Source organism: Natrialba aegyptia DSM 13077, assembly GCF_000337535.1.
GTDB lineage: Archaea > Halobacteriota > Halobacteria > Halobacteriales > Natrialbaceae > Natrialba > Natrialba aegyptia.
On sequence record NZ_AOIP01000039.1, the window covers coordinates 13,377 to 33,388 of the forward strand.

The following is a 20,012-nucleotide window of genomic DNA, read 5'->3' on the forward strand; positions in this document are numbered from 1 at the left end:
CGCTAATACAATAGAGATTTAAAAACACGATGACACGGATCGGCATCTACACTGCGACGGAGAACGAGCTCGGATCGATCGGACGAGCGGCCAAGCGCCTCGACGACATCGAACTGGTCGTTCGCTCGGAGAGCGACCTGGACGACGAGGCCACGATCGAGGAGTTCGTCGAGGAACTGACCGACGCCGCGGCGGCGATCTTCTGGCTGCACGGCGCTGCAGACAGCATGCCCGGCTACGAGTATGCGACGGCTGAACTCGAGGCGGCGAACGTCCCGCTGATCGTCAAATCGACCGGCGACGCGTTCGCGTTCGAGGACACGACGGTTGATGCGGACCGCCGCGACCGGGTCTACGAGTACCTCGAGCGGGGCGGGACGGTCAACGTGGCAAACGTGTGTCGGTTCCTCGCCGCCGAGTTCGCCGACGCGGACGACCGCGAGCGCGAGTTCGACGAGCCCACCGCGCTCCCCACGGAGGGCGTCTATCACCCCGATCATCCGGGTATTGAGTACGAAGAACTACTCGAGACCCACGATCCGGACAGGCCGACGGTCGCAATCTGGTTCTACGAGTCCCACTGGACCCACGAGAACACCCGGTACGTCGACGCGCAGGTACGGGCGCTCGAGGCGCAGGGCGCGAACGCCTTGCCGATCTTCTGTAACCCCGCGACGGACACCGACGAGCAGGAGGACGCCGAGTGGGTCACCGATAACTGGCTCCTGAACGACGCCGGTCAGCCGATCGTCGACGCCGTGCTCTCTTCCTTTATGTTCTCCCTCTCGATGGACGAGCGCGGCCGCAGCGCTGACGACGAAGGCAGCTCAGCGGAGAACGTCTTCCTCGACCGCCTGGGCGTGCCCGTCCTCCAGACGGTCACCACGATGCGCTCGCGCTCGCGCTACGACTCGAGCGATACCGGTGTTATGGGCTTCGAACTCGCGCTTTCGGTCGCGCTTCCCGAGTTCGACGGCAACGTTATCACTCACCCCATCTCGGGGAAAGAACGCACCGACGACGAGGCCGACATTGGCTCCGCGCCGAAACACCACTTCCCGATCGCGGACCGTATCGATCACGCGACTCGGCTAGCCGTCAACTGGGCCGAACTCCAGCACACGCCGAACGAAGACAAGCAAATCGCCGTCGTCCTGCACAACTATCCGCCGAGCGACGACGGGATCGGCACGGCATTCGGCCTCGACTCGCCCGAATCGACCGTCAATCTCCTCGCCGAACTCGACGCCCGAGATTACGACCTCGGTGGAGAACTGCCCGACAGCGGCCAGTCACTCGTCGAAAAGCTGACCGCCCAGCTCACCCTCGACGACCGCTGGGTCGCACCCGCGGACGTGCGTGACCTGTCGGTCGATGTCGTCTCGCCGGAGACCTACGCGGCGTGGTTCGACTCGGCGGATGAGGGCTTCCAGGAGAACGTGCTCGAAGAGTGGGGCGATGTCCCCGACCGCCCGTTCGCGATTCCGGGCGTCGAGTTCGGGAGCGTCCTCGTCACCGTCCAACCCCCGCGCGGGTTCGGCATGGATCCCTCGAAGGTCTACCACGATTCGAACCTTCAGCCGCCCCACGACTACTACGCCTTCTACGGCTGGCTCCGGAACGCCTTCGACGCCGACGCGGTCGTCCACCTCGGAACGCACGGCAGTCTCGAGTGGCTGCCCGGCAAGACCGTCGGTCTCGACGGGGCGAGCGCGCCCGACCAACTGGTCGACGATATCCCGAACGTCTATCCCTACATCATCAACAACCCCGGCGAGGGAACCCAAGCAAAGCGCCGCTCCTACGCCGCTATCGTCGACTACCTGACGCCCGTGATGCGAAACGCGGGGACGTACGACGAGCTTTCCGAACTCGAAGAACTCGCGAACCAGTACCGCGAGGCCGGCATGGAGGATGCGCGCGCCGACGACGGCGAGCACCTCGAGACGCTCATCCGCGAGGCGGTCGACGAACTCGACCTCGCGGTCGAACTCGGCGTTTCGGGCACGATCGACGAGCGCGCCAACGTGCGCGGACCGGACGAAGCCGGCTCGACGCTCGCCGAAGGAACCGTCGACGGCGACGCCCTCGACATCGACGACCTCGTCGAGCGCATCCACGAGTACCTCACGGACGTGAAGACGACGCAGATCAGACTGGGGCTGCACACGATGTCCGAACCGCCCGCGGGCGAGCGCCTCGTCGAGTATCTTGTCGCGTTGACCCGACTCGAGAACCCCGGCGCGCCGAGCCTGCGCGAGAGCGTCGCCGGCGTCCTCGGCGTCGATTACGAGACCATGCTCGATTCCCCCGGCGAGTACGACGACGCGCTCGGAATGACCTACGCCGAGGCAGCCGACGCGGTCCACGAGACGAGCGTCGACCTCGTCGAAACGCTCGCCGCACACGAGTTCGACGTTCCCGAATCGGAGCGCACCGCGGGCGCGGAAGACGAGGTGAACATGAACCTGCTGGTCGTCGACATCGACACCCTCGGCGACGCGCGGGCGAACTCGGGTGCGCACGACGACCTGCGCGAGGTTCTCGCGTACATCTGCGAGGAAGCCGAGCCGCGCGTGCGGGGAGCCGAAGACGAGATTCCGCGGACGGCCGACGCGCTCTCGGGCGAGTACGTTCCGCCCGGGGGCTCCGGCGCGCCCACGCGGGGCGGCGTCGATCTGCTCCCGACGGCGCGGAACTTCTACACGCTCGATCCGCGAAAGGTGCCGGCGAAGCCGGCCTGGCAGGTCGGGAGCGAGGTCGCCGAAGGTGTGCTCGAGCGCCACTACGACGAAGAGGGCGGGTACCCCGAAGAGATCGGCGTCGTCGCCTGGGGGACCCCAACCGTGCGCACCCGCGGTGAGACGATCGCCCAGGTGCTCGCACTGATGGGCGTCGAACCGCAGTGGACCGACGCCGGGCGGATCGACGACGTAGAACCCATTCCGCTGGATGAACTCGACCGCCCCCGGATCGACGTGACGACGCGCGTCTCCGGGCTGTTCCGCGACGCCTTCCCGGCCGCGGCCGGCGTCATCCACGACGCCGTGGACGCGGTCGTCGACCTCGAGGAACCCCACGACATGAACTACGTGAAAAAGCACGTCGAGGCAGAGCAAGCTGAACTCGAGGCCGACGGACTCGACGAATCCGACGCCCGAAAAGCGGCTAAACACCGCGTCTTCACCACCACGCCCGGCGGCTACGGTGCCGGGACGAACAAGGCCGTCGACGAGGGCAACTGGGACGATCGCGCCGACCTCGCGGACGTTTACGTCCAGTGGGGCGGCTACGCGATGGGCTCTCGCGGCCGCGTCTCGGAGGCACACGACGCCTTCGAACGGCGACTGTCGAACGTGGATGCAACCGTCAAACTAGAGGACACGATGGAGCAAGACGAGTTCGACTCCTCGGACTGGTACGCCTTCCACGGCGGATTCATCTCCGCGGTCACCGAGATCTCCGGCGCAGAGCCGGCCTCGTACGTCGGCGACTCCTCCGATCCCGACAACGTGGACGTCTACACGAACGAGGAGAAGGTCCGCAAGGCGATGCGCGCTCGCGTCCTGAACCCGGACTGGCTCGAGTCCATGGAAGAACACGGCTACAAGGGTGCCGGCGACCTCTCGACGACGGTCGACGTGACCCTCGGCTGGGACGCGACGGCCGGCGTCGTGAGCGATACGCTCTGGGCGGAGGTCGCCGAGAAGTTCGCCTTCGACGCCGACAGACAGGCGTGGATGCGCGAGGTCAACCCGTGGGCGCTCGAATCCATCACCGACACCCTGCTCGAGGCAATCGACCGCGACCTCTGGGACGCCGACGCGGGGACCGAAGACCGCTTGCGCGATCTCAACCTCTCGGTCGAGGGCGACTTAGAGGAGCGGACGACGAACGAAGTCGTGGGCGCGGAGGTGTCGACCGATGACTGAGACTGACGACCCAGACCAGGTTGACGCTGCGGCAGAGTCCCGGGAGGGCGAGGAGTACGCCGATCTCGGCGCGACGACCCAGAACGCGATGGACATCGCCGAGACGAGCATGGACATCGTCCGGCAATTCGTCCCCGACGAGACGCTCGCGGATCGCATCAGACAGAAGTCGGTCCACTCGATGGGCGACATCGAGTTCCAGCACCTGCTCCGATTTACCGGCGCGGACGAGCGGGGAGACGACGAAGACGCGCCCGTTCGCGCCGGCGCGCGGGCCGTCCTCGCGGAGGCCGACATCGTCACGGACATCACCATGCCGATGGCGGGCATCACGGGCCGCGGCCACGACTGCGAGAAGCGAAAAGCGATCGGCAACGGCACGGAGCTGGCCGAGCGAACCGGCATGACCCGAACCGCGGCCTCGGTGCTCGAACTCGACAAACAGGGCGTCTACGACGACTCGATCGCCGTCGTCGGCAACGCCCCGACAGCCGCGTTCGCGCTCGCGGACTGCATCGAAAACGGCACCCGCCCCGCCGCCGTCGTCGCGACGCCGGTCGGCTTCGTCAAAGCCGAGGAGAGCCGCCAGCGCGTGCGCGAGGTCAGCAACGCCGTCGGCGTCCCGGCGATCACGAACGTCGGCCGCCGCGGCGGCAGCGGTCTCGCCGCCGCGCTGACCAACGAACTGATCCACGTCGCGGCCGACGTTCGTGCGGGTGAACTCGAACTCGAGTTCGACAGTTCAGGAGCCGGCGATGAGTGACTACGACCTCGACGCCGGCCCCGATCCAGCGACGTTCGCCGCTGCCGACCCGGAGGCCGACCGCGACGCATCGGCCGCCGACCCGGTCCGCGTCATCGGCGTCGGCCCCGGGAACCCCGAGTTCATCACGCCTCGCGGCGAACGGGCCGTTCGGGAAGCCGATGTCGTCGTCGGGTTCACGACGGTCGTCGAGTTCGTCGCGGAACTGGCGGACGACGAGACGGAGCTCCTGACCTGCGGGTACGAGGACGAGGCGACTGCGCTGTCGACGTTCGCCGAGCGCGTTGCGTCTGGCGAGACGGGCGTCGCCGTCGCGATGGGTGATCCCAACCACTCGGGCTACCAGTTCGTCGGAAAGGTACAGGACGCCGTCCACCGCGCCGATTCCGACCGCCCGGTCCGGGTCGTTCCGGGCATCTCGTCGCTACAGGTAGCTGCGAGCCGTGCCCGAACGCCGATGGAGGACACCGAGTTCGTCACGCTGCACAAAAGCGGCGATCTGACCGCCGACATGGACCGCCTCGCTGCAAGCGTCGGCGAGCGACATCTGCTCGTGCTGCCGCGTCCGTTCGATCGGATGCCCGGAGATATCGCCCGATTCCTGCTCGAGAACGGTGCCGAGTCCGAACTTCAAGCGCTGGTACTGGAACGGCTCACTCACGAAGACGAGCAGATTCACCGATTCACGCTCGCCGAACTCGCTGAACTCGCGGGCGGAACGGGGCGGGACGATACGCCGTTTTCCGACCTGGTCGTGCTCGCGGTTCGACGGCCGGTGTGAGCGGCCGGCCGCAATTCAGTATGTATGTGAACCGAACGCGAAACGATGAGAGGGGGAATTCCGCCACGGGCGCGTACTGAGATGTGTTTTTATGAACGCGGCCATGTTAGTGATTGTATGGCTGATACGAAAGTCGCGGTAGTGACAGCGGCAGGAAGCGGTATCGGAGAAGCCTGCGCTCGGCGACTCGACGAGGAGGGATACACGCCGGTTCTGTTGTCGCGGTCGGGGAGCGCCGTTGACGTTGCGAACGACCTTGGCGGCGATGGGTTTGAGGGATCGGTGACTGATTCGGATGATTTGGCGGCTCTCGTCGAGACGACCGACGAGCGTTACGGTCGCATCGACGCGGTCGTGAACAACACCGGGCACCCGGCGTCCGGCGACCTCCTCGAAATTTCCGACGAGGAGTGGCACGAGGGGGTCGATCTCGTTCTCTTGAACACCGTTCGGATGGCGCGACTCGTCACACCGATCATGGAAGAGCAGGGGCACGGGTCGATCGTGAACATTTCCACGTTCTCGGCGTTCGAACCGTCGAGCGAGTTCCCCGTGTCATCCGTGCTTCGGGCCGGACTCGGGAGTTTCACCAAACTCTACGCCGACCGATACGCATCGAGCGGAATCCGGATGAACACGGTCCAGCCCGGATTCGTCGATAGTTACGACGTAGACGCGGAAACGAGGGAGCGAATTCCGATGGGACGACCGGCACAAACCGCAGAGATCGCGGACGCGGTCGCGTACCTGCTCTCACCCGCTTCGAGCTACATCACCGGCCAGAACATCCGCGTCGATGGGGGGCTTACGGCGTCCGTCTAAACGGCGCAGGCACTTTCAGGATCTTCTTCTGTCGTACTCGTACGGTGTGATGATCAGTATCGTCGTCTCGACCGGTATCCGTGAAATCGAGTTCAGCACTGCCACCTATTCGGCCCGCACTTGCCGTGCACGGGTCGTTCTGAAAAGGAACTCCGCTTTTCATCTCCTTACGGACGGACGTACGCGTAGCCCTCCGTTTGCAGCCGCGTCACCTCGACGGCACCTTCCGGGACGGTTTCGATTCCCTCGACGAGGTCGGATTCGGCGAGGTCCATCATGTCGAGCGTGTTGCGACACGCCTTCATTGAAACTCCGCTGTCGAGCAGTTCGCGTACTTGCTCTTCGTTATCCTCCCCGGCTTTGACCGCGTTTATCCCCGCCGCCTGGACGACAATTGCAACGTCGTCGATACTGCCCGTCTCGTCGTCGAGTAGGTTCTGTGCGATCGCGAGTGACGTCTCTTGCTCGGACTCGTCTCCGGAAAGGAGGTGCACGACGGTTTGCATACACGACGGTTGACACCCGGGACGATTGAAGCCTTGCTGCTTGCAAACACCGTACGGGTGAGTTCTGTCGATAGCGTTCAGGTCGCGGCGTGACCGACCGTGGACATATAAATCTCAATTGGCGAGCGATACCACCGGAAACGATTATAACTGATTGAACCGTATACTTGTTCATGAACCGGAAAACTGTTCGCACGAGAACAGATGGAACACACGTCCATCTTCCAGTCCCTGTTACCGATCCCGATATATTCCGGCACGATGCAACCGCTTCGATTCTCCATTTGTTAACGGATAATCCAGATCGGGCGTTCAGTAATCGGCAACTCCATCGGTTAACTGGCAAGGGGATGGGAAACGTAAACGGTGCTGTAAACTCCTTGGAGAATGTCGGACTAGTTACAATAAATCGCGAAGGCCGATCGAACCAGATCGAAATTAACGCCACAAAGCTATACAAGCCGGACGATCTCATTACGCTGGTTCCACAGACGGAGTTTCAGCAGCCGATTCGAGAAGTCGTCACTCGACTCGTCGAAAACGTTGGGTCTGATATCGGGGTGATTTTGTTCGGGAGCGTCGCTCGAGGTGATGCTGACCGGGCTAGCGATGTCGATCTATTCGTCGTGGTACCGGAGAATCGAATGGCGGCTCAGCGAAAGGCACACACAATTGAGAAAGAGATTGCATCTGACCGCTTCGGCGGTGATCGATACGAGTTCCATATCGTCGTTGAAGCGCAAGAGTCTGCCCCGAAGCACGACCGGATTTCGGACGTTCTTACTGAGGGGATTACGCTGCGCGCATCTGCTGCGCTGGACGCTGTGAAACAGGAGGTGTTTGAGAATGGGGCTTGAGGATGTTGTTGACGCTGTTGATCACGTAGAGGGACTGCTGGCAGACGGCGAGACTGGCCCTGTTCAGGACTCACTGTCGTGGCAACGGGAGGATGCTGATATTCAGCTGGGGAAAGCGTGCGCGATGTTGGGAACGTGCCGTCAGCTCCGCGAGGGAACGAACAACAACGTGAGCATCGTGGAACTCTCATTCAATGCTATTGAACGGTCGTTCCAGTTCTATCTTGTTGAGATGACTGCTTCTGAATCGTCGGATTACCACGAACATGGGGCTGTCTATCGTGATATTGCGAACAGGGGCGTGTTTTCCGATGAAAATATCGCTGGCCGCGTCGATAGCTTTCGAGCCGAACACCGATCACGAATTTACTACGATATTGACAGACCCGGTCGGGACCTTGCGCTTGGAATGCACGATCTTGCAGAGGAAGTCCACTCGTATATTGTTGCGTTCGCTGACGCCCAGTCGCGGTGTAGTTGTGAATAGAATTGACATCCACCTCCGTCGGGCAGTATGCGATCCTATTCACTATCTAAATAATTAAAATAAGATAAGAAACCTCTGATGGGTGTTTGATGACACGATTTTCGGATCGTGTCTCGGCGCCGCCACATCACAGTCGGTCGATACGAACTTACTCTATCTCCGGTTTAGAAACGGATGAGGGTCTGACGCTGCTATCCTGTCGCCCGTACTTGCTCCATAAAGGATACAAATTAGAGGCGTCTAAATTAGCGTATGCGTGGTACCGTCGATGACCGAGTTCTCTCTTCCGGACCGTTCCACGGATGACCGGCTGGCTCGAAATCTTCATCAGCGCGTTCGTCCTTCAGCTGTCGGTGCTCCCCGGCGAGAAGGGGCAATTCATCATTGCGGGCCTGGCAACCCGCTATAGCCCCTGGGTCGTCGTCGCCGCCGCCGGGAGCGCCTTCGCCGGATGGACGGTGCTCGAAATCCTTCTCGGTGCGACGCTACAGGGGATCCTCGCGCCCGTCTATCTCAACGTCATCACGGCGGCGCTGTTCCTGTTCTTTGCCGTCCTGCTCGTTCGGTCGGCACCTGAACCGAACGCGACAGCCATCACGCCCGACGGTGGCACGACCGAGACCGATGATATCGACATCTCCGTTTTCGGCCACGAGATTCCCCCGTACCTCCGTGGGTTCGTCCCGATTTTCGTCCTGATGGCCGCGGGCGAGTTCGGTGACAAGACCCAACTCGTCACGATCGGACTCGCCGTACAGTACGGGGCCCACCCCGCAATCTGGGCCGGAGAGATGCTCGCAATTATCCCCGTGAGCGCCGTGAACACGCTTCTCTTCCATCGCTTTTCCCACCGGTTCGACGCGCGGCGAGCCCACTTCGCCGGCGCGGCGCTCTTCCTCTTTTTCGGTCTCGATACCATTCTCGAACTCGTTACGTCCGTCTCCGTCTGGGAAACGATCATCGAGACGATCACGTCGCTGTTCCTCTCGCTCGTCTGAGCCCAGCGTCGGTCGTCCGTTACTGAACTCGCAATTCCCTTCCTCCTCCCTTCGGTCGGCGTTGCTGCTTGCTGGCAAGCGTCTGCACTACGCTTTTAGACATCTCTGTGAACCGGATGGGTATGCGCGAACAGCGGGGTGCAATCGGCCAGTCGCCGACCGTTCGAATCAGTAGTGCTGCAACGCCCGCGCCGGAAGCGGTGCTCGACGTTGCGCGCGAGACGGCAACGGACACGCACGTCGTCGAAGTCGGCCCCGTCGGCGTCCCGCGGTTCGACCCGCTTGCGGTGACGACCGCCGACGGGACGACCGCGTTCCACACCGCCGTCTCGCCCAGCGACGTTCGGCTGCTCGTCGATACGCTCGAGGAAGGTGAGTCACCGACCGACGGCGCTCATGCCGTCGTCTCGCACGATCCCGAACCGGCGACGCTCCCCCGTCCCGACTCCGGCCCGCTCGCGGTCGGCGAGCGCGTCGCACTCGCCCGATGTGGGTGGGTCGCGCCGGTAAGCGTCACCGATTACGAGTACGAGTTCAGCGCTGAACTCGTTACCACTACCACGGGGTCGGACGAGGCGTTCGACCGACTCGCCGAGGTCGGGCTTCGCGGCCGCGGACGCGGCGACGGAAGCACGGACGATCCGGTTGCGGAGACGTGGACGACGGTTCGGGAGGCTCCCGGCGATCCGGTGGTCGTCGTCAACGGGAACGAGGCGGATGAGAACGCGCGGATGGATTCGCTGTTGCTCGAGAGCGTCCCGATCGATGTACTGGACGGAGCGAGCGTCGTCGCGTCGGCCCTCGAGACGCCCGATATCGTCGTCTACCTCGATGAATCGGACACGCTAGCGCGCGAGCGAGTCGAGCAGGCTGCAGGGGCGATCGATCGGGATGTCGACGGCGTCGATCTGAACGTACAGGTCGCAAGCGGCCCCGACACGTACCGGGCGGGAGAGATGACGATGGCGCTCGAATCGCTCGAGGGAAACGACCGGCTCGAAGCGCGCCGCCGTCCGCCGGGGCCTGCGGAGTACGGCCTCTTCGGCCGGCCGACGGCGATTCACACGCCTCGCACGCTCGCCCAGGTTCGGGCAGCCCTCGCGTCACCCGAGGCGATGGAGACCGACGAGACGGATCCCGGGACACGGCTCCTTTCCGTCGCCGGCGACGTGGAATCACCGGCGACGGTCGAACTCCCAACCGACGGCTCGCTGAAAACGGCGTTCGACGCCGTCGTCGGCGACGGGCAGTTCAAAGCCGCCTGCGTCGGCGGCGTCTTCGGCGGGATCACCCGCGATATTCGCGTTTCGCCGAGCGCTGGGGCGCTTCGCTCGTCGAATCTGGGAACCAACGGCATCGTCGAACGACTCAACGACGACCGGTGTATGGTCGCGTTCGCCGGGAAGCGCGCGAAGTTCGCCCGCGAGGGCAACTGCGGACGCTGCGTTCCCGGCCGCGAGGGGACAAAACAGCTCCTCGAACTCCTCCGCGAGATCTACGACGGCGACTACAATCGCGGTATGATCGAAGAACTCGCCCGCGTGATGCGTCGCTCGTCGATCTGTGACTTCGGACAGACTGCCTCTCGTCCCACGACGACGGCCATGTCGAACTTCGACAGCGAGTTCACCGCCCACACCGAGGGGTACTGTCCGGCCGGCTTTTGCGAGGAACAGGCGGCGACCGAGCGCCGAACCGAACCGCGACGACCCGGCTCTACCGCTCATGAGTAGCTACAACGACTCGCATCCGCACGTACCGAATATCGACGATCCCCAGCCCGAGACGCCGTTGACGGAGGATTTCAACAAGGGGACGGCGAACGATCCGAACGTCGACGTGACGACGACCGCGACCGAGATCACCGTCGACGGCGAGCGACTCACGATGCGCCCGGGATCGACCGTCCTCGACGCCATCGAGGGAACCGACGCCCACCGGGACGTGCCCGCGCTCTGTCACTACGAGCGCGGCGACGAGGGCGATTCGGGCGACCACGGTCGGTACGAGATCGGGCCGCGGAGCGAGTGCCGGACGTGCATGGTCGAGACGGACACGTACGGTCTGGTTCCGTCGTGTAGTTTCCCGGCCGAGGATGGCCTGACAGTCGAGACGGACACGGCCGACGCGATGGAGGCTCGCGACGTCAACCTGGATCTCCTCCTCTCGAATCACAACCTCCGGTGTACTACGTGTTCGAAAAACGGCTGGTGCGAACTGCAGGAGGCGTCGATTCAACAGGGCGTCGAGCATCCGCGCTACGGCGTGTTCGACGACCGCGACGAGTACGAACCGATCGACTCCACGTCGTCGTTCATCCAGATCGACCGGAACAAGTGCATTCTCTGTAATCGCTGCGTCGAGGCCTGCAGCGACGTCCAGGTTGCGGGCGTGCTCCGAATGGAGGGCAACGGACCCGATACCCGAATCGGCTTCCAGAGCGAGGCCGAGACGATGGCCGACTCGAACTGCATCTCCTGTGGCCACTGCGCGACGGTCTGTCCGACCGGGTCGATCGTCGAAGAAGGACTCACCGATATGACGACGCTGCCGCTGCCCGGCTTCGATCAGGAGAACTCGGTCGGCCGGGTGATCCGCGGCGAGCGGGCCGAGACGAGCGAGACGAGTTCAGCGCCGAACCGTGCGGTTTCGGGCCGGTCGCCGACGGACGTAAACGTCGCCAGAAAGTCCGGCGTCGCGAAGATGATGTCTCGAGCGAAACAACAGGCCGGACGGACGCGAAAACTGGTCAGCGAGAAGGCTCGGGAAACGGCCGAGATGGTACTTGAGGGGACCGAACACACGGCCGAGTTCGTCGCGGCGAACTCGCTCCCCGAGGGCATGCTGTTCGACATCGGCCACGCGGTGGGCGACCAGCGACTCAAGCGGGTGACCAAAGCCGAGACTACCTGCGGTTTCTGTGCGGTCGGCTGTCGATTCGACCTGTACGGCAAGGACGGCGAGGTTCTCGGGACGCGGCCGGCCGATCCGGACGCCACGCCGGCGAACGGTTACTCGACCTGCGTCAAGGGCAAGTTCGGCTACGACTTCGCCAACAGCGACGAGCGCCTCGAGACGCCGCTGATCCGCCGGAAGGATGCTCCTGATGGCCCCGCCGGACCCGACGGGTTCCGCGAGGCGTCGTGGGACGAGGCGCTTTCGCGGGTCGTCGAGGAGTTGCGCGAGACGCGCGAGACCCACGGACGGGACTCGCTCGCGGTGTTTTCCTCGTCGAAGGCGACCAACGAGGAGAACTTCCTGATGCAGAAGTTCGCCCGCCAGGTGCTCGGAACGAAGAACGTCGATAACTGCACGCGCCTCTGTCACTCCTCGACCGTTGCGGCGTTAAAGCAGACGATGGGTTACGGTGCGATGTCGAATCGGATCAAGGACGTGGGCAACGCCGACTGCTATCTCATCACGGGTTCGAACACGACCGAGAGCCACCCCGTGCTGGCGACGAAACTCAAGCAAAACGTGCGAGACGGGGCGGACCTGTTCGTCTTCGAACCGCGGCGGATCGAACTCGCCGAGCACGCCGACCAGTTCACGCGAACGGCGGGCGGCCACGACATCGCGTGGATCAACGGGATGATCCGCCACATCATCGAGAACGATCTGCACGACGAGGCGTTCATCGAGGAGCGCACGAAGGGCTTCGAGGACGTCCGGGAGAAGGTCCAATCGTTCACCCCCGAGAAGGTCGAGGAACTCACCGACGTTTCGCCCGAGGAACTGGCGAACGCAGCGGAAACGATCGCCGAAGCCGACTCGTGCGTGTTCGGTTGGGCGATGGGCATCTCCCAGCACACCTACGGCACCCAGACGGTCCTCGCGCTGGCCGATCTCGCGCTCGTGACCGGCCACGTCGGCAAGCCGAACGCCGGCGTGTCGCCGTTCCGCGGACAGAACAACGTCCAGGGCGGCGGCGGTGACATGGGCACGATCCCCGACAACCTGCCGGGGTATCAGGATATTACCGACGACGACGTGCTCGATCAGTTCGAGGACGCGTGGGGCGTCCGCCCGCCGGACGAACCGGGCCTTCGCGTCACGGAAGTATTCGACGAGGTCGACGAGGGCAACGTCCGCGGGATGTACGTTATCGGAGAAAACCCCGCAATCTCGGAACCCGACGTGACGAACGCCCGAGAGAGTCTGGCTGAACTCGACTTCCTCGTCGTCCAGGACATCTTCGTGACGGAGACCGCGGAGTACGCCGACGTGATCCTCCCGGCGGCGACGTTCACCGAGAAGTACGGCACCGTTACGAACACCGAACGTCGCGTGCAACTGGTCCACCCGGCGGTCGATCCGCCGGGATCGGCGCGTGCGGACTGGAAGATCCTCCAGGAACTCGCCCGCCGAATGGGCTTCGATTGGCAGTACGACTCGCCGACCGATATCATGGACGAGGTCAACGAGTTGACGCCGATCTACGGCGGCATCACCCACGAACGTCTGGAGGAGAAGGGCGACGGGTTGCAGTGGCCCTGTCCGGACGAGGACCACCCCGGCACGCCGTACCTCTACGAGGACGAGTTCAACTTCGAGGACGGAAAGGCGCGGTTCGTTCCCGCCGATCTGGGCGATCCCACGGAACTGCCTAACGAGGAGTTTCCCATCGCGCTCACGTCGGGACGGGTGCTGTACCACTGGCATACCGGCCAACTCACCCGGCGCAGCGAGGGGCTGATGGGCCACGTCGGCGAGAGTTACGCGGAGATCCACCCGCAGACGGCCGGCCAAATCGGCGTCGCGGACGGCGAGTATGTCGAGGTCGAATCCAAGCGCGGATCCATCGTCGTCCGTGCGAAGGTGACCGAACGCACCGCCCCCGGAAAGATATTCATCCCGATGCACTTCGCCGAGGGTGCGGTCAACGAACTCACGCAGGAAGAACTCGATCCGGTGAGCCGGATTCCGGACTACAAACTGGCGAGCGTCCGGGTCAGTTCGATGGGCCCCGATCCCGATACCGAACCGATCGGGACGCCGGGCGAAACGTCGCCGGGACCGTACTCGGACGACGACTGACGGGTGAACAGGGCGCTGTGGGCCATCGCAGGCAGTAGCTCTATTCGCCCGGCCGATCCGGTTGCGAACGCTATGGACCACGAACTAACGGACGATCTGGTAGGTAGATCCGTCACCACGGACGAGGGCCAGGAGATCGGGACGGTCGCCAAGGTAGACCAGGGACACGTCTACGTCGATTTGATGGGCGGCGATGAGACCGAACACAGCGAGGATATCGACGCGGAGTCGATCACGGAGATTACCGACGACGAAGTGATCCTCCACGAACCCGAGCAGACGTAGCGCCCGGCGAGGCGAACTCATCGGCGAATTGCCGGCTAGAGTATAGAGTATAAGGCCGTCGTCGTGGACGATAGGGTATGATGAGGACGAGTTCACAGGCGGCCAGCAGCGCACCCGATCCCGGTATCTCATCACCGTGGCTCTGTCGCTGTGCGCTCATCGGATCGGGTCTCGTCGCGGCGGTTGTCGTCGCGAGGGCCGTTCGATCCAGGTCGCGCAACCGAACTCGATTCACTGCACCGTTTTGAGGGGAGAATGCGCTCGATGACGAAGTATTGATATATTCCCGACAGAACCTCTCTGTATGAGCCGCCCAGCGCACCGCCGGGACGAGTCCGACCGAGTTCCGTTCACCGCTCGTCGGGATATCGGCGGCGGCATCGCGATGGCAGTGACCGGGATTCTGGCTGCGTTCCTGTGGTTTGGCGGCACGTTTCTACTCGTTGCCACTCGAACCGTTTCTCACACGATCGGATTCGTCTTCATCTCGGCCCTGTTTTACGTGCCGTTCGCGATTCCCTCCGCGTTCGTCGGTGGTACGCTCTGTTGGCGGTACGCGTACTCGGACGCAAATCCCGCTCGATCTGGCGCATTCCTCGGCGCGATAACGTCGATTTTCGGTCTCCTCGGGGGCACACTCGGCGCTGCGCTGTTCAATCCGCTTTTGGCCCTCGTCCAGGGTGAGTTGGAACTCCTGGAAGCAACGATCGCCGTGGTATCGCGCGTTCCTCGGGGCTTCGGTATGGCGCTGGCAGCCGCCGGGTGGCTGGTGATCCCGCTCGGACTGTTCGGCGGTTGGTATTACGAACGGACAAAACGGACGGCGTAGCGATCGCGCGCTTCGATTCTAACTGACCACCCGCCCGATCTCCGTCCGGTTGTCGTCTCGAGATCGCGTACTGCGCTCCGTCGCTGGTCGATGTTTCATCGCCTGAACCGTGATAGCTGAAACGGCCGTTTGTCCTTCCCCAACGGTTTTCCCCGTTTCTTTCCTCCGAACCGGTATGCAACGACGCGACATCCTCACCCTGAGTACGCTCGGCGCCATCGGCAGCACCGGGTGTCTCGCTGAACTCGGTCGGGATCGTGCGTCAGCGCCGAACGAGGACGGAACCGATACTGATATCGATATCGATATCACCGGAGCCGACACCGTCGACGTGCGTTTCGCCGGTGTCTACGCGGCTGACCGAGACCGCGAGTTCATCGACGGCGAGTATCTCGTTCTCAGGAACGACGCCGACGACGCCGTCGACGTGTCCGGATACGCCGTTGCCTACCCCGACGATCGGACGTATCGGATCACCGATCTCGTCCTCGAACCGGGCGCACAGTTCGTGCTCGCGAGCCGAGACGGAAGCGACGCGACGCTTCTGACCAGCCCTCCCGCGTACCTCCGCTATGCCGGTTTCGACGACGAGTTACCGGTGCTTGGCGACGGCGGAACGGTCCGCGTGAGAAACGCGGCGGGCGCTCGCGTTTCCGCTGCGCACTACGAAAACGGTGGTTGCGACGGTGGATCCGTTACCGACGACGCCGGGGACTCGATCGAGTGTCTACACGGACGGCCGTGAAATCAAACGAACTTTTCCTACTCCAAACAAAATTGTTTTAGTACGGGCGACTGTTGCCACAGGTGATGCCATCCATCGCGCTCCCGCACGACGCGAAGGCCGGACCGACCAAACCGGAGGTCCGCGCCGTCGTCCAGTCGAAACTCGAACTCGAGTCGGACGACCACTTCGTCGAGGTCGGCTCCTGTACGGGTGCCGTCACCATCGAGGCCGCCAAACGAGCCGGCAGCGTCACCGCGCTCGAACGGAAAGCCGAGCGACTCGAGACGACCGAGAAGAACCTCGCAGCGAACGACGCGGCGATACGCGCCGACATCGAACTCCGGAACGCGGAAGCGCCCGACGGGCTTCCGGCCGACACCGACGCGCTCTTTCTCGGCGGTAGCCGCAACTTCGAGGCCGTCCTCGACCACGCTGCCGAGACGGGCGTCGACCGCATCGTGATGAACGTCTCCCGACTCGAAGTCGCCGGGCGGGCGGCCGCCGCCTTCCGCGAACGCGACTTGCTCGAGGAGGTCGTCCAGTTCCAGGTGAGCCACGGCTACGAACTCGCCGGGGCGACGAGTTTCAACTCGGACAACCCGGTTTACATGCTGGTCGGAAGTGCGACCCCGTCTTCGGACGAGACTGAAACCGAAGCCCGCTCCGGAGGGACGACCCAATGACCCTCTACGGCGTCGGACTCGGGCCCGGCGAGGCCGACCTCGTCACGGTTCGCGGGAAGGCGATTCTGGAGACCGCCGATGTCGTTTACTCTCCGGGTCGCCTCTCTCGGACCGTCGCCCTCCAACACGTCCCCGAGGAGCGAATCGGCGATCTGGACTTCCCGATGACGAAAGACGAGGAGAAACTCCGTACCGCCTGGAAGGAGGCCGCCGCGGAAGTCGCCCCGAAGGCGACCGCGGGCGATGTCGCGTTCGTGACGCTCGGCGACCCGAACGTCTACTCGACGTTCGGCCATCTGCGCCGCACGATCGACGCCTTCCACCCCGACGTCGACCTCGAAATCGTTCCCGGCGTCAGCGCCGTGACGGCCTTCGCGACCGCACTCGGCGTCGAAATCGAAGCCGGTGCCGGCCTCTCGCTCCGCGAGGCCGCCGCCGGCCACAGTCCGACCGGTCCGGACCGCATGATCCTGTTCAAAGTCACCGACGCGCCCGCCACCCATGAGGGACTCGTCGAGGCCGGCTACGACGTAACCTACGGCCGTCGCCTGTTCATGGAACAGGGCGAGACCGCAATCACGGACGATCCCACCGAACTCGCCGAGCGAGACTACTACACGCTCGCCTACGCCGAGAAGGAATCCCTCGAAGTCGAATCGGCGACGGCAGCATTCGATACCAGCGCCGTCTCCGGTGAGGCGACCGACGCCGATACACCCGGCGGATCCGATACCGCCGACACGAACGTCCGCTCCGACGGCGGCCGCGAGTTCACAGCCGCGGAACTAGCCGAACTCGCGGCACTCGAACGGGCTGAAGGCTGTGCGGGCGGCGACTGTAACGCCGATCACGGAGACGCCAACCACGGAACCACGGGGGTCGCCGATGAGCGATAACACGGAATCGTCGGCGACCGACCCACAGACCGCGATCGACTCTCAGAGCGACCGCCGCCGCGACGACCTCGACGATCGCATCTTCGCACACAGCGCCGGCGACGACCAGGACGGGATTCCCTTCGTCGGCGCTGGCCCCGGCAACCCGCGACTCCTGACCGTCGCCGGGAAAGAATTGCTCGAGGCGGCCGACCTCGTCGTCCACGCCGGCTCGCTGGTCAACAGCGACCTCCTCGACGCCTACTGCGGCCACGCCGACCTCGTCAACTCGGTCGGGAAGGACCTCGAAGAACTCGTGCCATTGATGCGGGACGCCTACGAGGAGGGCCGGCAGGTCGTCCGCCTCCACAGCGGCGACCCCGCGATCTACGGGGCCGCACTCGAGCAGATGGACGCGCTGGAGCACGAGGGCGTCCCGACGTACATCGTCCCCGGCGTCACGTCGGCGTTCGCCGCGAGCGCCACGATGCGAACGCAGTTGACGCTCAACGAGGTTTCGAACCACGTCGCGTTCACCCGGCCGCAGGGCAAGACCCTGAGCGAAGACGAGGATCACATCTCCGAGTTCATCTCGATGGGCGATGTCACGACCTGTATCTACCTCGGCACCCACGCCGTCCGGGACACGATGGATCGCCTGCTCGCGGACGGCCACGATCCCGAGACGCCCGTCGCGGTGATCTACCACGCCTCTTGGCCCGACGAGGACGTGCTTATCGGTTCGATCGACGACATCGCGGACCGGGTCGAGGAGGCCGGCTATCGCGCCTCCGCGCTCGTCGTCATCGGCGACGCCGTTACGGGTGCCGGCTACGAACGGTCGTACCTGTACGGCGACTGGGCGAACCGCGGCGCGAACTCGACGGATTGAGGCGGAGGCCGGCGACGACGGTCAGTTTCGGTTCCGGGCAGCCGGTCCGCACCTTCAAAACAGATGCCGCAATAGCCCGGGCTATGATCGCTATTGCCGGCTCGAAAGGCGGCTGTGGAAAGTCCACGATAACGCTCGGTCTCGCCGAAGCGTTCGCCAGAGCCAATACTCCGGTGCTCGCCATCGACGCGGATCGCCAGCTGCCGAATCTGCGCGTGATGACCGAGACGGACCGCGAGCCGACGCTCGCCACGCTCGTCGATCGTGCCGCCGAGTCCGAAATAACCGATATCCGCGATGGCGCACAGCAACACCCTCGTGCGTCCGGCGTCGGTATCGTTCCCGCACCGACGCCTGACCAGACGTTCGAGTTCGAGTCGCTCGCGGAACACCTCGACACCGAGAGCGTCCAGGTGTTCCTCGACTGTCCGTCCGGAGCCGGCCCGAGCGTCGTTGACCCGCTGCGGCAGGCCGACGGCGTCATCGTCGTCGCCACAGATTCCGAACGGAGTCTCACGGCCGCAGCGACGACGATCGAGATGGCTCGCCGACTCGGTGTTCCCATCTACGGCGCTATTTTGAACCGGTGTTCGGCGGTACCGGAACCGGCGACCCGCTGGGAGGGTGTCCCGTTGCTCGGCTGCGTTCCCGACCGCCCGTCGCCGCTCGCCAACGATGCGGTCGCGGCGGCGTTCGACGACGCCGTCGCTCGACTGGCGTCACAGTCACCGGCCGACCGCGCACTGCCGACGTACGCCGCCGACCGACTTCCGCTCGGCACGGATGCGATCGACCAGCACTTGGGCGGCGGCCTGGAACCCGGCTCACTCGTCGCGTTCGTCAGCCCGCCCGCCAGCCAGGGCGAACGGCTTCTCCACCGGGCGACCGCCGTCCGCGGAACGTTGTACCTCTCGACGGATCGCTCACGGACGACCGTCCGTCACGAACTCGAGTCGACCGCCGTCGGTACCGGCACCCCGACGATCAGACGCGTCACCGGCCCGGATTCCCTCGACGAGGCCACGTCCTTGATCGAAAAACTTCCGAACGCGGCCACGCTGATCATCGATCCGATCGACGAACTCGAACGCCAGGACCGATCGGCCTACGTCACCTTCCTCGATACGCTCACGGACCGACTGGCCGAGACCGACAGCATTGCCATCCTCCACTGTCTCGGCGGGGCGAGCGACGAGCGAGCAACCCGGTCCGCGACGTTTCGACTGGCCGATGCCGTGTTCGAACTCGAGTGCAGCGGTTCCGATGCCGGTGCCGACGCCAACGTCGAACCCGCCAATGTGTCCAATACTCTCACCGCGACCGGCACCGCCAGTACGCACTCCCTCCGAATTCCGAAGTACCGCCCCGACGCCTCCGTCGTCGACGCGATCGAACTCGAGTTCAGCGATGGGGCTGGGGTTGCACCGATCGAGTCGCCGCCGCGCGCCGAGCAGGCGTCACCGGACGACCCAGCGCAGTCGCCGCAGTCGGATCGTTCACAGTCGGACACACCGCAGGCGGAGACGGAGCAGGGGTGA

17 protein-coding genes are annotated in these 20,012 nt (G+C 64.2%); 16 read left to right on the forward strand and 1 reads right to left on the reverse strand.

The window, feature by feature from the left end; genetic code table 11:
- Positions 1 to 29: 29 nt before the first annotated feature.
- From cobN to C480_RS16760, 4 genes are all read left to right on the forward strand, one after another.
- A complete protein-coding gene (gene cobN, locus C480_RS16745; RefSeq protein ID WP_006666801.1) occupies positions 30 to 3,932 on the forward strand; it encodes a cobaltochelatase subunit CobN in 3,903 nt (1,300 codons plus the stop codon).
- On the forward strand, positions 3,925 to 4,695 hold the full coding sequence (locus C480_RS16750) for a precorrin-8X methylmutase (RefSeq protein WP_006666802.1): 771 nt from the start codon (positions 3,925 to 3,927) through the stop codon (positions 4,693 to 4,695). Before cobN ends, C480_RS16750 begins: the two co-directional genes overlap by 8 nt.
- A complete protein-coding gene (locus C480_RS16755; RefSeq protein ID WP_006666803.1) occupies positions 4,688 to 5,476 on the forward strand; it encodes a cobalt-precorrin-7 (C(5))-methyltransferase in 789 nt (262 codons plus the stop codon). The genes C480_RS16750 and C480_RS16755 overlap by 8 nt, the downstream gene beginning before the upstream one ends.
- 117 nt (positions 5,477 to 5,593) lie before the next feature.
- A complete protein-coding gene (locus C480_RS16760) occupies positions 5,594 to 6,298 on the forward strand; it encodes an SDR family oxidoreductase (RefSeq protein ID WP_049903859.1) in 705 nt (234 codons plus the stop codon).
- 167 nt (positions 6,299 to 6,465) lie between these two features.
- On the opposite strand, the gene C480_RS16765 is transcribed toward C480_RS16760, so the two are convergent.
- Positions 6,466 to 6,804: a DsrE family protein gene (locus tag C480_RS16765; RefSeq protein ID WP_006666805.1), complete on the reverse strand. Its 339-nt coding sequence runs from the start codon at positions 6,802 to 6,804 to the stop codon at positions 6,466 to 6,468.
- A 173-nt stretch (positions 6,805 to 6,977) separates the two neighbouring features.
- Here C480_RS16765 and C480_RS16770 point away from each other — a divergent pair, with 173 nt between their 5' ends.
- From C480_RS16770 to C480_RS16825, 12 genes are all read left to right on the forward strand, one after another.
- Positions 6,978 to 7,661 (forward strand): nucleotidyltransferase domain-containing protein, encoded by a 684-nt coding sequence (locus C480_RS16770; protein ID WP_049903861.1) that lies wholly within the window; start codon positions 6,978 to 6,980, stop codon positions 7,659 to 7,661.
- Positions 7,651 to 8,148: a hypothetical protein gene (locus C480_RS16775; protein WP_006666807.1), complete on the forward strand. Its 498-nt coding sequence runs from the start codon at positions 7,651 to 7,653 to the stop codon at positions 8,146 to 8,148. The genes C480_RS16770 and C480_RS16775 overlap by 11 nt, the downstream gene beginning before the upstream one ends.
- Positions 8,149 to 8,450: 302 nt before the next feature.
- Entirely contained in the window at positions 8,451 to 9,146 is a 696-nt protein-coding gene (locus C480_RS16780) for a TMEM165/GDT1 family protein (protein WP_006666808.1), read from the forward strand.
- A 122-nt stretch (positions 9,147 to 9,268) separates the two neighbouring features.
- Positions 9,269 to 10,879: an NADH-ubiquinone oxidoreductase-F iron-sulfur binding region domain-containing protein gene (locus tag C480_RS16785; RefSeq protein ID WP_006666809.1), complete on the forward strand. Its 1,611-nt coding sequence runs from the start codon at positions 9,269 to 9,271 to the stop codon at positions 10,877 to 10,879.
- Positions 10,872 to 14,183, forward strand: coding sequence for a formate dehydrogenase subunit alpha (gene fdhF, locus C480_RS16790; protein WP_006666810.1), 3,312 nt, complete (start codon positions 10,872 to 10,874; stop codon positions 14,181 to 14,183). The genes C480_RS16785 and fdhF overlap by 8 nt, the downstream gene beginning before the upstream one ends.
- Positions 14,184 to 14,255: 72 nt before the next feature.
- Positions 14,256 to 14,468: a hypothetical protein gene (locus C480_RS16795; protein WP_006666811.1), complete on the forward strand. Its 213-nt coding sequence runs from the start codon at positions 14,256 to 14,258 to the stop codon at positions 14,466 to 14,468.
- 304 nt (positions 14,469 to 14,772) lie between these two features.
- Positions 14,773 to 15,297: a hypothetical protein gene (locus tag C480_RS16800; RefSeq protein WP_006666812.1), complete on the forward strand. Its 525-nt coding sequence runs from the start codon at positions 14,773 to 14,775 to the stop codon at positions 15,295 to 15,297.
- Positions 15,298 to 15,472: 175 nt separating this feature from the next.
- Complete coding sequence (locus tag C480_RS16805; protein ID WP_006666813.1) at positions 15,473 to 16,042, forward strand: lamin tail domain-containing protein; 570 nt, start codon at positions 15,473 to 15,475, stop codon at positions 16,040 to 16,042.
- Between the two features lie 65 nt (positions 16,043 to 16,107).
- The gene (cbiT, locus tag C480_RS16810) at positions 16,108 to 16,707 is read left to right on the forward strand and encodes a precorrin-6Y C5,15-methyltransferase (decarboxylating) subunit CbiT (RefSeq protein ID WP_006666814.1); all 600 of its coding nucleotides are present in this window, start codon (positions 16,108 to 16,110) and stop codon (positions 16,705 to 16,707) included.
- Positions 16,704 to 17,603 carry a cobalt-factor II C(20)-methyltransferase gene (locus C480_RS16815; RefSeq protein WP_006666815.1) on the forward strand — a complete coding sequence of 300 codons (900 nt, stop codon included), beginning with the start codon at positions 16,704 to 16,706 and terminating at the stop codon, positions 17,601 to 17,603. The genes cbiT and C480_RS16815 overlap by 4 nt, the downstream gene beginning before the upstream one ends.
- Positions 17,593 to 18,474 (forward strand): cobalt-precorrin-4/precorrin-4 C(11)-methyltransferase, encoded by an 882-nt coding sequence (locus C480_RS16820; RefSeq protein WP_006666816.1) that lies wholly within the window; start codon positions 17,593 to 17,595, stop codon positions 18,472 to 18,474. The genes C480_RS16815 and C480_RS16820 overlap by 11 nt, the downstream gene beginning before the upstream one ends.
- An 83-nt stretch (positions 18,475 to 18,557) precedes the next feature.
- On the forward strand, positions 18,558 to 20,012 hold the full coding sequence (locus C480_RS16825) for a MinD/ParA family ATP-binding protein (RefSeq protein WP_006666817.1): 1,455 nt from the start codon (positions 18,558 to 18,560) through the stop codon (positions 20,010 to 20,012).